Genomic DNA, 13,611 nt, shown 5'->3' with positions numbered 1-13,611 from the left:
ATCCGCACATTTGCACATCTAATAATTAATGCGTCTGAAAACTAGCCAGATCATTATACACAGCGCGGAATGAGCTGCGGATACCAATCGTTACAAGACCTGTTTTATCATTGAACTGGGCATTCTTTTCGTCGCGGTAAATGCCGCTAAGTTCAAGGCGCAAGTTGTATTTAGGGTTAAGGATATAGGCTACTTTACCTTCAAGATAATATAAATTGGTGGTTAAGCCCTGGCCTATGTAATTGCCTTCAAGCTTTGCTGGGGTAGTATAGTCCTGGAATGGATCTTTACCGTAGTTAAGGCCATTAATATCGAGGCCATAGCGGCCGTAATCACCCTCACCCGAAAAATCAAATCTTTTGTAGCTGTAGTTTAGCAACGCAACCACTTCGCGGTAGTTGGCACCCCATGGCTGGCCTAGTGGTTCACCGTTTGCGGTGTAGCTAATTATAGGGCCGCGTTCGGAGTAGGTATATGGTTTGGCACCGTTGGTTTCTATTAAATAATTTAATCCTTTTACGTCAAACATATTTGCTCCTCTGAAACCGAATTGCCATGCATATTTATTTCGTGAGCTACCACCATCAGTAAAGAATTGTTTTGCCTGGAACTCATCCAAAGTAAACTGCCCATATGCGGTTATACCATTGGTGATCTTGTATTTTCCTGTAAAGCCAATCAAAGCATTATCCGGTGACCCGTTTGATGCCTCAAGCGGGCGAAGGAAGGTGATTGGTTGTAAATACGTTACATCAAAGCCACGGTAGTTGCCTGCATTGTCCCGGTTATACCAAATGATGGAGTCAAAGAAACCGAATGAAAGACGGTTGCTTACATTCCAGTCTAAATAATGGAAAACGCCCCATTTGGTCCGGTCATTGCCATTGGCATCCAGATCAATAGGGTCATTAAAATAGGCCCACATTACCATGTATTTCACATTGCCCAGGTCGGCGGTTAATTTCAGGAAGGGGTATGGCGAAGCGTAATCAGATAGCAATGTTGAGCGGTAACCATCGCCTATAAAGGTTTTATCGTGCCCTAAGGTAATATTCAGGTATTTATTGGGGGTAAAAGATACATTGGCGGTATAGTCCTGCCAGTCGTAGCTGTCTAGTCCATATATTTTGGCACGTGCCTGGCCCGGGATTATACCCGTTTGGTTGATATAGGTTGATATATATTCCGGGAAATTGCCCTGGTTTTCAAAGCCTGTGAAATTGTAAGAAAACTTATTGCTTATAGTACCCCCAAATTGAAAGCCGTAGGATACCAGTGAAGTGCTTTCTTTACCACCCAGGTAGTTCTTACCCATGGTAAAATCGGGTAAAAGATCAGCATAAAAAGTACTGTTGGCTGATTTGATATCGATCAGGTGTTCATTAAATAGTTTATTATATCCCCAGCCATGTTTTTTACCATCGTTATTGATGTTCATTAATGAATCATAATGAACTTTTAAGATGGAATCATCCACAAAAAATGGCCTTAATGCAGTATGCTCACGGGTAGTGGTTGAATAGGCATCAGCATCCAGTTTCTGATAAAAATCATACGAATAGGGCTGATATTGCGATTGAGAATGGGCAACACCAACAATTGCTAATACTAATAAAATGCTGCCTAAAATTCTTTTCATATATAATGTTAAACTATTATGTGCACTATTCAAAATAATTGAGTGTTTGGAAGCCACCCTTTTTTAAGTAATCGTCTTTTTTAACCAGGTGAAGGTCTGATTGCATCATATCGCTAACCAGTGCCTGTAGGTCGTATTTAGGTTTCCAGCCTAGTTTTTCATTCGCTTTTGTGGCATCGCCTATTAACAGGTCAACTTCGGTCGGCCTGAAATATTTAGGATCTACCTTAACTACGGTTTGGCCAAATCTTAAAGCATCGGCGCTTAAGCCCATCTCTTCAATCTTTTGCTCATCTATATCAATAATAACACCCCGCTCGTTTTCATCCTTACCGCTGAATTCTATTTCTATACCTAATTCAGCAAAAGCCATTTTTATAAAATCGCGTACGGTTGTTGTTACACCTGTAGCAATTACGTAATCTTCGGGGGTATCCTGCTGCAGCATCAGCCACATAGCCTCAATATAGTCTTTAGCATGGCCCCAATCGCGCTGTGCCGACAAGTTACCTACATATAAACAAGTTTGCAAACCTAACGCAATTTTTGATGCCGCGCGGGTAATTTTACGGGTTACAAAAGTTTCACCCCGTACCGGGCTTTCGTGGTTAAATAATATACCGTTGCAGGCATACATATTATAAGCTTCGCGATAGTTTACGATGATCCAGTAGCCGTATAATTTGGCTACCGCATATGGCGAGCGTGGATAAAATGGCGTAGTTTCACTTTGCGGCACTGCCTGTACCAGGCCATAAAGCTCGGAGGTAGATGCTTGGTAAATACGTGTTTTTTGGGTAAGGCCCAATAATCGTACAGCTTCAAGTATACGTAGTACCCCAACACCATCGGCATTGGCAGTATACTCAGGTGTATCAAAACTCACTTTAACGTGGCTTTGAGCGGCAAGATTATATATTTCATCAGGCTGTATTTCCTGTACAAGCCTTATCAGATTGGTTGAGTCGGTAAGATCGCCGTAATGCAGCTTGAATTTAACATTCGGCTCATGCGGGTCGTGATACAGATGATCAATGCGTTCTGTATTAAATGATGAAGCCCTTCTTTTAACACCATGCACTTCATAGCCCTTTTTCAATAGAAACTCAGCTAAGTAAGCGCCATCCTGCCCTGTTACACCTGTTATTAAAGCTACTTTCATCAATAATATTATAATAAGCTTATAATATTACAATATTATCAATTTAATTGCAAAAGCAGGGTATGGTATGAAGAGTTGTGGAGTTTTTTCTTTAATACAGTAGGATGCGTCCAACATTTAAGTCATGCTGAACTTGTTTCAGCACCTCATTAGCAATGTGTGGAACTTGCATGATTGCTCATTTTGTGGGATGCTGAAACAAGTTCAGCATGACGGAAAGATATAAGAAGGCAGCTTATTATATCCCAGCAACGGTATCTTCCAGCTCCTGGTACCATGCCTCACCATATTTGCGGATCAGTGGCCCCTTCAGAAATTGGTATACCGGCACTTTAAGTTCGTCGCCAAAAGAGCAGGCAGGGCTGCATATACTCCAGCGATCGTAGTTCAATACATCAAATTCGGGGTATTTAGTTATGCGGATAGGGTATAAATGGCAGGAGATAGGTTTTTTCCAACTGATATCGCCATGCTCGTAGGCTTTCTCAATAGCGCATTTGGTAATGCCGCCTTCAAATACCACGTAAGCGCATTCTTTATTTATATCAACACAAGGGGTGGTATAATCACCTTCAAAATCGGTTACATGGGTACCTTCCCGTTCTACAGTGGCAATACCTTTGGCATTCATGTAAGGTTTTACTTTGGGATATATTTCTTTAAGTATATCCAGCTCATCGGCGTTTAGCGGCGCACCTGAGTCGCCCTCTAAACAACAGGCCCCTTTACACTTGTTCAGGTTGCATACAAAGTTGTTTTTTACAACGTCCTCGTGCACCAAAATATTCCCTACCTCTATCATCTCTTTATTTACTTACTTTATTTAATGGAAACTTAAGCCCTTTGGCATCAGCCAGATCCATTGTTAAACTACCTAGTATTACTTCAACCTGCGCCTTTACAGGTATCCTGTTGGCATCATCGGTTATCCACAAGTATAACTTGCTGTTCTTTTTAAAAATACGGCCCGGTACAATTGTGGGGTTAAATTTAAGACAATTAAACGTACCTAACGAGCAACTTACTTTTTCTTTGCCAACATAGGTTATTCCCAGTGTGTTTACAGTGTCTTCTAAAAAATAATGAAGCTCAAATTTTTCGCCAATACGCATCTTTGAAACATCAATACTACGGGCAAAATAATAAGCTGATAAAAAATCAAATGTTTGCCCCTTTAGCGGATAAGTACCTTTGTTAGCTGTTATTTTGCCCTTCTGGTGATCAAAAGTTACCTTATCGCTGTGTTTGTAATTTGATTCGTGCCTATTCTCTTCATAAAAATAAGGCAGCAATGTCTTCTCATCAACAAAAGTTTCGTAACGGTTACGCACTTTGTAAAAAAAATCAAAAGTTCCTGCTGTTTTGCCTTCGGCGATGATATGAAATGCAGGCTGCCCGTTAAATTTTACATCAGTGCTCTCCACCCGCAGGTCGGCTGTGGCGGCGGTAAAAATACCATACTTTAGCTTATAGCTCAGTTGTTCGCCAACTTTAAAAACAGGCTCATTTATTTTGGTTAGTTCCTGTGCATATACTTCACTAAAACAGCTTGTTAAAAACAGGACTACTAAAAGGTATAATTTCATCTGGTAAGTACTTAGTGCTAGGTCTTTATTTTAAAGGTAACACTTCTGCCTAAAACTACTGGTTTAAGATTTTATTGTAAACTTTTAGTAAAATGAACTAATAAACAATACCTAATGACTACCGACCATAAGCGTTTGGAAGATATATTTTCTTACAAATATTTAGCCCGGGGTCACCCTGAGGCACTCGAAGGGTAACCGTAAAGGCCTTTGCCCGCATGCTTCGAGTGCCTCAGCATGACACCCTTTTTTAATCTTCCGAACACCTATAAGTTATCGACAAAAAAACTAATCCCTTCTTTTATAAATAGGTACTGTTGAGCATGGCTCGCCAAACATCATACTTTTAACTACGGGGGTTAATTTCTTAGTGAGCTCTACATAGGCCGAAACTGGTACATCAATATCACCACAGCCTTTTATCACTATACGCTGATCGCGGTATTGTTCCACGTCCAATGTGGTTATTCCCTTTAAAAACAATACAGTCTCTAGTACTGCAGCATCGCCAAAAACAATTTCGCTGGCATAAGGGGCCATTTTGTTTGCCAATAGCATGTAGGCCCAGGCCGGTACAACGGCATCGGCAGAGCAGGTGATAGCTACGTTTTTGCCCTGATATTGCGCCCAGTCGTGTGCTTTTACAAACTCCCTGAAATCTTTTTCGCGTAATATCAGTTCCATAAACAGGTTATCCTTAATATCGTATACCACACGTTCGCCCTGCGGATAAAAAGAAGCCGGATCCAAAGTGATCAAACCACTTTGTGCAACCTTATTCACTATATTTTCCTGTATATCCATGGTATTTAAAATAAAAAATCCGGAAACCACAACACGTGATTTCCGGATACAAAAATACTTTAAATTTGATTATAAGAACTTAACCCTGTAATCTTTTACATTCGCCTTATCTTTCAGGGCGTCAAGTATCTGCTGACCGGAGCGCTGTAACAGCGCCTGGCCTATTTCTTGTTTCTGCCTTACCGCGTTTGTAAGCGGTGCTGGTTTTATAAAGTTATCAACCACAAATACAAAAACACCTGCCTGGCCTTCAACCGGTTTTGACAGTTTGCCCGGCTGTGAGCCAAACACAGTACCTATCAATTTATATTCAGCAGCGCCACCTGGTATTACAGGGTTAGCTAATACTATGTTCTGTATGGGAACAACCTGGCTACCGGCTTTTTGAGCCACCTGGTCGATATTTGATGAACCGTTTAACGCATTCTGCAATTTATCAGTCAGTATTTTTGCTTTAACTTCGGTTATAACAAATGGTTTTATCTGTGTTTTTACAGCTTCTAAAGGTAAAATACCTTTAGACTTTATGGTTGTTAACTGAGCTACTATATATTGATCGCCAATGGTAAATACCTGGTCTGACACATCGCCACCGCTGGCTTTGTATGCCCATCTTACCACCTCGCGGCCATTGGTAACAGCGCCAAAGCTTGCTGCTGTTGCAGTAACATCAGGGGCAAGCAATACTTTTAAGCCTGATTTTTGAGCCTGCTCGGTAAAGTTGTCATTATTTACTGTACCCAGGAAAGCCTGTGCTTTGCTGTATGCCGCAGATTGTGTAGCAGTACTTGCACTTAACGCCTTATCAACAATGGCTACCTTAACTACTTTTGATGATCCTTTTTGATCCATGATCTGGATGATGTGTACACCAAATTGTGAAGTAACCACTTTAATGTCGCCTTTTTTGCCGTTAAACGCGGCATCTTCAAATACCGGCACCATTGCACCACGGCCAAATGTTCCTAAATCGCCACCTTTATCGGCAGAACCTTTATCAACTGAGTACATTTTAGCTAAGTCGGCAAATGATTTACCGCCTTGTATTAAGCTTTTAAGTGAATCGGCTGTCTTTAATGCTTTATCAACACCACCATTTACCGGTAGTAATATATGCCTTGCGGTTACTGAATCAGGACCAACGCGTGAATCAACCAGCTTAGCAATTTTATAGCTTCCGGTTGAAAGGTACGGACCATATACAAAACCCGGGGCAGCGCTAAACATTACTGAATCAAGCTTAGGATCAAGCTGACCTTTATGCTGATAAACCATTGGCGTTTTTGTATCAGCGTTAACCTCAACAAAAAGTGAATCGTTAGTGCTTGCCTTAAATTCAGGAACTAATTTTTCTACCTGAGTTTTTATTGCTGATGAATCGTCTTTTGAAGGAGCCGCGTTGAAGGATACGTAAGCTAAGCTGCGTGTTTCCTGTGAATTATCAAATGATTGCTTGTGATCATTATAATAGCTCTGGTAATCATCATCAGTAGGCGTAACCTTGCTATCAGGAATAGAAGCGTAATCAAGCTTTACATATTTAAAGTTAGCCAGTTGGTTTTTTGCTTCATAATCATCCTTAGCCTCAAGTGAATTAACGTATAAACTGTTTGATACCAGTGACAGGTATTTCTCGTTACGTTTGTTATCAACTATTTGCTGTACAAAAGCATCCCAGCGTGCCCTTATCGGGTCATCAGCTTTCGCTGCTGACAGGTTGCTTAAAAAGTTCATCAGCTTGGTTCTGTCAACCTGACCGGTTTGCGGATTACCGAAAGCCTGTATGATCTGCGGACTTGGGTTATCACCTTGTATTAATGATTTAATTTCATCATCACCTACAACCAGGCCCAGCTTATCCATCTCTTTTTCAAGAATTTTTTCACTAACTACCTGGTTCCAGGTATTTTCCTGAATGTAACTTGTGATCTGCGGATTGATCTCATCCTGGCGAGATTGTTGTTTGAAATTCGCCGTATTTTCTTCAACTCTTTTGTTGAAATCATCATACGCTATCTTTTCGCCGGCTACTTCGCCTATTTCATTACTATCGCCGTGAAAAAACGAGCTCCCATAATGTATAACCTCACCTGCGATAAAAGCAAAAAGTGCAAAACCAATAACGATGACTAATATTAGCCCCATTCGGTTACGCAAAAAACCCATTATTCCCATAAAACAATTTTATATATAATATTATTAGTACTCAAAAAAGAGGCGCAAGATACAACTTTTAGCAAAATATTTTAACACAAAAAAAAATACTGAAAACGTTGTGAATTATTGTGTTGGCGCATCTGTTACATTGAAGATGCCTGTAGATTTTGTGATGGTCCAATGAGCAAGGGTTTGGTCGCTTTGAAAGCCTATACCATTCATAATATCGCCGTTTGCCATGGTAATTTGCACTGCTTTATTTGAATGCATTAATTTGGATGTCTGATCCCAGATCAATTCGTCTGATTTAAATGTTTCGCCTTTTGCATTGCGGGCAACCACATTTTTATGAAATTCAATCCGGTTCTCATCTTCACGCTGGATACCCGTATCAGCAGTTAGGGTGCCTATCTGGCTCAGATTCTTATCGTAAATATTAATATGAACACCGTTTGGCATTACGTTATACTGCTTTTTACCGGTGTGCTGTAATAACAGCGGGGCATTAATAGTAAACTTAACCCTTGCAGAATCGCTGAAAATGATGTTGACAACATGTATGGTGTCAACATCCATATTTATCTGGTTCTGTGATATTTCTTTAACTTTTTTCAGGTCGTTTTCACAGGCGCTTAGCAGCATACCTGCAATAAGTGCCGGCAAGCATATTGTTAATACCTGTTTTGCCCGACTATACATACACTGAATTATTCCTGACCAATTTTATATTTCATGAACCACCTGTCATTAAGTGTGAACGATAAATGCAGATTAACATAGTTTTCTTTGATCAATCCGTTATCCAACGTTCCGCGGCGGCCAACTTCTGCAGAAAAATTGATCTTGTAAAAGCTGGTTACATTAGGGCGCAGTGGTAAACCTAAACCAAAGGTTAAAGCGTAATTTTTAATATTGGTGTTGGTATTGTTTAAAGGGTTATTTACATCAATATAAGTTTGATCATATATAACACCCAATTTATAATCAACAGTTGCCCAGTAATTGTTAAGCGCGTAAATGTTTGGCGTAAACGAGGCTCCCAGGTTATAAGTTTTGCTATTCTGTAAACCCTGATTTACCCCGCCAATAGTTAATTGCGACCAGTTTGATGTGCTATACTCAGCACCTACCAAAAGTTTGTTATCATTTACAAAGGTTAATCCAAAATGATTGATCATTGGAAGCTTAATTTTATCCTTAGGGTTTTTTGTACTCGCAAGTGTATCTATGGGCACATTCTGGTTTCCACTGCTATCATAAGTGTACAGACTAACAAAGCTGCTGTACTGGCTGGTTATTGATGAACTGGAAGAGCCTGAATAACCGAATATGATGTGTTTAGTGGCACTTAAATCAATAGTATACTGGCCGCCAAAATCATAATCTACCCCTCCGATTGCATAATCATTTTCAACCCTTGAGTCAAGCGTACCCGCCAAATTAGGTATTTCTGTTGAACTGTATTCTTTTAGCTTACCAAATATATAGGATACATTAGCACCCAGCAAAAGGTGTTTGCCTATACCAAAACCATAACCTAAATATGCTTTTGATAAACCGCCCTCACCACTATAGATATGGTTTACAGCATTGGTATCTACAGATGAGCTTGTACCCAGGTTAGCGCTTGTGATTTTGTAGTTGTAACCAAACTCGCTGTATGGCAATAAACCAAAACTAAGAGCAGAATGCTTGGTAACAGGAAAAGCAAATGCTACGTGGCTTAACCTGAAGTTACCATCGGTTTGGCTCTTTTGCCCGGTTTGATTAAGGGTGAGCGAGCTGCCATATATACCTACATCGGCAACGGTTAACGCAATTTTGCCATATGATGCAGGGTTAAGCGGGTTTATATCCGAATAGCCGTTTAAGCTATTGGTAGCCACCGAAAGATCGCCCATAGCAATATTCTGGGGCAGCACCTGTGGTGTAATATCACCTAAGCCATATCTTGAATATGGAGAGCTTGTGGTAGCAGTTGATTGTGACCTTGCCTGGAAAACAATAAGTGCAAGTAAAAATGTTATAAAAAATCTGGTATATTTAATCATCATGCTTTTGTATCGCTGCGTTTAATCCTTCAAGAACCAGGTAAGGTTCAGTTTTAATATAGGGGGCAAAGATGCTATTTTTCAATAGAGTATCAAAAAAAATACTGTCGCCTCCGGTTAGTATAATGTTAAGCTCTTTATTATTGTGCCTGTAGCTTTCAATAAAGCCTGTAAGCTCATATTTTATGCCGTTTTGCACGCCCGATAGCATGGCCCCCGGGGTATCGCTTCCGTATGTTTTATTAAATGTTTTATCTTCCTGTATCAATGGCAAGCCTGCGGTATAATTATTTAATGCCTTATAACGCATATTTAAGCCCGGCGATATACTGCCGCCATAATAATTTGCAGCAGCATCAACAAAATCATAGGTTATACAGGTTCCGCCGTCAATTACCAGTGAGTTTTTGCCGGGATATAAATGATTTGCGCCAATAACGGCAGCCAACCGGTCGCGGCCCAGGGTTTTCGGCGTAAGGTAATGATTAGTGATCCCGGTTGTCATCTCAGCATTAAAATATATTACGGGGATCTTCTCTTTTAATACTGTTTCCCACTCTTCTTGTTCGTTTTTTACTGATGATATGATGGCTTTATCAACCTCATTATCATACAGCAATGTATTTAGTGTATTGATATCCGGCTTCTCAAAATGCCCGGCATAAACCATTTTATTATGCCTGAACAGTGCAATTTTTGTGTATGTGTTACCTATATCAATAACCAGGTTGGCCATTAGGCTTTAACCAGTGATAATATAGATTCAAAGATAGCCAGACCGTCCTCATTAGCTAATAATGCATCGGCAGCACGTTCAGGGTGTGGCATTAAGCCAAACACGTTACGGTTTTTGTTACATACACCGGCAATGTTCTCTAATGATCCGTTAGGGTTTGCGTCATCGGTAACAAGGCCCGATTCATCACAATACCTGAACAAGATCTGGTCATTATCCTTTAACTCCTGCAAAACATCAGCATCAGCAAAATAATTTCCCTCGCCATGGGCAACAGGAATTTTTAATGCTCTCTGCGGATCAATCTGTGATGTAAGCATGGAGTTGCTGGTCTCAGCTTTTAGGTAGATGTTGCGGCAAATGAATTTCCGGTTCTCGTTATGCAGCAGTGCGCCCGGTAAAAGGCCAGCTTCTGTCAATACCTGGAAACCATTGCATATGCCTAACAAATAGCCACCGTTTTCGGCAAACTTGATAACTTCGGTCATGATTGGCGAAAAACGGGCAATAGCACCTGAACGCAGGTAATCGCCGAAAGAGAAACCGCCCGGCAGCACAATAAAGTCAACACCTTGCAGGTCATGGTCTTTATGCCATAATTTAACTACAGGCTCACCTGTTAATCTTTCTAATGTATAGATGATATCCTCGTCGCAATTAGACCCCGGAAATATTACTACGCCAAATTTCATTTGAATCGCTTTTTTAATGGTAATGCAGTCATCACAGGCCAATTTGTGCAGATACACGGGTGCTCATGATGGTTTTACGGTACAAAACTAATATAACGGCTGAAATTTGAACGAATATAATAGTTAAAAAGTGTTAAACTGGAAGTATATTATGCTTACAAGCAGCAAAAAAAACAAAGTTTCGAACACCCATTTGTTTGTGGCGTATAAAAAATAGTAGGCAAAAAAGATGGCGGCAGGTATGGCGCACAATAAAAAGTGGTTTAAATTAAACTCTGCCTTTACATAAAATGAGAGCCCGGCTATCAAAAAGATAAAAAATAAAAGCTGGAATGATTTGCGCACCTGCACATAGCTTCTAAAAAAGTTTTCGCGCAGTTTTACAAAGCAAAGGAACAGGATGATGATAACCGGAATAAGTACCAGGTAGTTATAATAATCGATATTAATCTTATTCGGAAACTTGGTGCCCAAAGGCAGCCATATACTCGAGAACTCACCTATACGGTTGTTTAAGTAATAAAATACCGCTAAAAAGAAATAAATAGTGGCATAACCCAATACCCCTGCTATCCACTCGCGCCAGTTAAAGGGCTTAAATATGATGAGCGCAATCCATATCACCAGAAAAAGGTAGATGAACGGAAAATAGATGAGCGAGCCAATAGCTACGATCATCCCCAGGTCATACGCTGTTGATTTGGCATCCTCGCCTTTATACAGGTTGAATAGCTTAAACAGCATCCATATCACCAGGAAATTGCATATAAGTGGCGGGCTCAGCAATAAAAAAGGTGTAAATAAACCGGAAATGGTGATATACATTAAGGCAGGCAAAAAAGTTGGCTTGCCTAATAAATTATAACGGTTTACTAAATAATTAAGCAGCAAAGCCTGTATAAGCACTAAAACGCCGGCCAAAAATATATTGACACCGGTAGAGAACAGGTGCTCATAAGATACAGGTATCAGCAGGCGGACAAATGGCTCCAGGAAAGCTACGCTGATATTTGCCGGCGCATGATAGGCATACCCCACCCGCAGCACGAATAATAAAATTATCAGCCATATAATACTAAGCGGGTTAAGTGTCCTGAATGCTCTAACTATCATTATCTATGTTCCGGGCGCAATATTAGCAGAAAAAAGGCTTATGATGAAATTGCTTGTTGTTTTGCAAGGGTAATAGCTTGTATATATGTCAACGCGTGATGAACCCTTTTCGCGCTCCGTTGACTCACCCCGACTTCGTTTCACTTGTCGACCCTCTCCACGCTGCGCGTAAAGAGGGTGTAGAAAATTTATGTTCTTTTACCTTTTAACCCTCTTTGCGGCTTGCCGCAGAGAGGGTGGTCGAGCGAAGCAACGACCGGGTGAGTCAGCGGAGCGCGTCGAAGTTCCGCGTTAGTGATAGTAGCGGATACCGGCCTTGCGCCTAATGCCTGCAGGCGTATAAGCGGATAGCACGGGCCGCAGGCAACGCCCTTATCTTTTTCGCGCTCCGCCGACTCACCCCGACTACGCTACGCTGGTCGGGCAAAACTTCCCTTACTGCCTCGCGTACTTTTTAACCATATCATCAACTATACGGGCGGTTTCATCGGGGAAATTCACCGGTATTATTTTACCGTTTTTCAGCCAATCGTCAATTTGGGTATCAAAGTGCTCATCTATCTCATTTATAACCGGCACGCCCAGTTTTGATGCTGAAAGTGCATTGCAGCGCTGCTCGTACTGGCCGGTCATGGGTATCATTAACACCTTTTTTTGCAGAAACAGCGCTTCGGCGGGTCCTTCAAAGCCACCACCGGTAAGCAGGCCCTCACAACTGGCCAGGCTGTTATTAAACTCCTGGTTATTTACCGGGAATATGTGCACATTACCTTCGCGGTGCGGTGTTTTTTGCCTTTTGGAGAAGATATGCCACTCTACATCTTTGGCACGGCTCAGATGCTTAAACAATATTTTATCGTCATAAGCGGGCAGGTAAACGCTGTAATGGCCCTTGTTTGATGTTTCCATATTACGGATCTCGCTGCGGATAACCGGGGTATGGATAAAATCGGCATAGCGCTCAAAGTGGAAGCCGATATGGTGCGTGGTTGGCGAATAATATTTAAACAACCACTCGGCATAGTTCCATTTTGCAGGGCGCGGTGTGTTGGGCGATACAAATGAGCACTGGTGACTTAAGGATACCGAAGGTATTTTTTGCAGTCGGCATGCCCATGCGCTAACGGGCTCGAAATCGTTAATTACCAAATCGTACTGACTTAGCGGCAGGCTGTGCATATCGCGCCAGAGCTGGGGCAGGTTCATGATCTTAAACGTGGCCCAGTTATCAACCCCGCCCTTGGTGCCGAACACAAAGCTGAAACCATGAAAGCGATATTTAAGCGGTTGCGCCAGGCTAACTTCGGCCTGGGTGCCGCTCACCAGCAGATCGAGCTCGCCATATTGCTGCAGCAGGGGCACAATTTCGCGCGCACGGCTGATGTGGCCGTTTCCCGTTCCCTGTATGGCGTAAAGTATTTTCATGCGCGATAAATGCGGGGGAAAGTTAGTAAAGAAAAATGGCTTGTGGTTAAAGATACATTGCTAAACTAGAGGAAACCGCTTTTAAAACTCTCCGTCGTAAAATTTGGGGCTAAAGCCACTTTGAATTTGAATTTAACCGTTGGCTGAAGCCAACGGCAATGAATAAAAAAATTTCTGGATGACGCTAAAATTCATTGCCGTCCCATTTATGGGGCGGAGAAGGTAAAATTGAACGTGGCTTTAGCC

The 13,611-nt window shown here is 41.4% G+C and carries 12 protein-coding genes; all 12 read right to left on the bottom strand.

Going from position 1 to position 13,611, the window contains the following annotated elements; all coding sequences use genetic code 11:
* Window positions 1–25: 25 nt before the first annotated feature.
* The gene (locus tag BLU33_RS01720) at window positions 26–1,639 is read right to left on the bottom strand and encodes a gliding motility protein RemB (protein ID WP_091368313.1); all 1,614 of its coding nucleotides are present in this window, start codon (window positions 1,637–1,639) and stop codon (window positions 26–28) included.
* Window positions 1,640–1,664: 25 nt separating this feature from the next.
* Window positions 1,665–2,801 (bottom strand): GDP-mannose 4,6-dehydratase, encoded by a 1,137-nt coding sequence (gene gmd / locus BLU33_RS01715; RefSeq protein WP_091368310.1) that lies wholly within the window; start codon window positions 2,799–2,801, stop codon window positions 1,665–1,667.
* A 238-nt stretch (window positions 2,802–3,039) separates the two neighbouring features.
* A complete protein-coding gene (locus tag BLU33_RS01710) occupies window positions 3,040–3,603 on the bottom strand; it encodes a DUF3109 family protein (RefSeq protein ID WP_091368308.1) in 564 nt (187 codons plus the stop codon).
* A 4-nt stretch (window positions 3,604–3,607) separates the two neighbouring features.
* Window positions 3,608–4,387: a DUF3108 domain-containing protein gene (locus BLU33_RS01705; RefSeq protein WP_091368305.1), complete on the bottom strand. Its 780-nt coding sequence runs from the start codon at window positions 4,385–4,387 to the stop codon at window positions 3,608–3,610.
* A gap of 288 nt (window positions 4,388–4,675) precedes the next feature.
* A complete protein-coding gene (locus BLU33_RS01700; protein ID WP_091368303.1) occupies window positions 4,676–5,191 on the bottom strand; it encodes a DUF2480 family protein in 516 nt (171 codons plus the stop codon).
* Between the two features lie 69 nt (window positions 5,192–5,260).
* Window positions 5,261–7,336 (bottom strand): SurA N-terminal domain-containing protein, encoded by a 2,076-nt coding sequence (locus BLU33_RS01695; protein WP_232009371.1) that lies wholly within the window; start codon window positions 7,334–7,336, stop codon window positions 5,261–5,263.
* 135 nt (window positions 7,337–7,471) lie between these two features.
* A complete protein-coding gene (lptC, locus tag BLU33_RS01690) occupies window positions 7,472–8,047 on the bottom strand; it encodes an LPS export ABC transporter periplasmic protein LptC (protein ID WP_091368297.1) in 576 nt (191 codons plus the stop codon).
* An 8-nt stretch (window positions 8,048–8,055) separates the two neighbouring features.
* Complete coding sequence (locus BLU33_RS01685) at window positions 8,056–9,402, bottom strand: hypothetical protein (protein ID WP_091368294.1); 1,347 nt, start codon at window positions 9,400–9,402, stop codon at window positions 8,056–8,058.
* Window positions 9,392–10,135: a type III pantothenate kinase gene (locus BLU33_RS01680; protein ID WP_091368291.1), complete on the bottom strand. Its 744-nt coding sequence runs from the start codon at window positions 10,133–10,135 to the stop codon at window positions 9,392–9,394. The genes BLU33_RS01685 and BLU33_RS01680 overlap by 11 nt, the downstream gene beginning before the upstream one ends.
* Window positions 10,135–10,827, bottom strand: coding sequence for a phosphoribosylformylglycinamidine synthase subunit PurQ (purQ, locus tag BLU33_RS01675; protein ID WP_091380085.1), 693 nt, complete (start codon window positions 10,825–10,827; stop codon window positions 10,135–10,137). The genes BLU33_RS01680 and purQ overlap by 1 nt, the downstream gene beginning before the upstream one ends.
* 123 nt (window positions 10,828–10,950) lie before the next feature.
* The gene (locus tag BLU33_RS01670; protein ID WP_232009370.1) at window positions 10,951–11,940 is read right to left on the bottom strand and encodes a DUF6427 family protein; all 990 of its coding nucleotides are present in this window, start codon (window positions 11,938–11,940) and stop codon (window positions 10,951–10,953) included.
* Window positions 11,941–12,375: 435 nt separating this feature from the next.
* On the bottom strand, window positions 12,376–13,365 hold the full coding sequence (locus tag BLU33_RS01665; RefSeq protein ID WP_091368288.1) for a glycosyltransferase family protein: 990 nt from the start codon (window positions 13,363–13,365) through the stop codon (window positions 12,376–12,378).
* Window positions 13,366–13,611: the final 246 nt, after the last annotated feature.

The organism is Mucilaginibacter mallensis (genome assembly GCF_900105165.1).
Taxonomy (GTDB): domain Bacteria; phylum Bacteroidota; class Bacteroidia; order Sphingobacteriales; family Sphingobacteriaceae; genus Mucilaginibacter; species Mucilaginibacter mallensis.
This window is presented reverse-complemented; position numbering and strand designations above follow the sequence as displayed.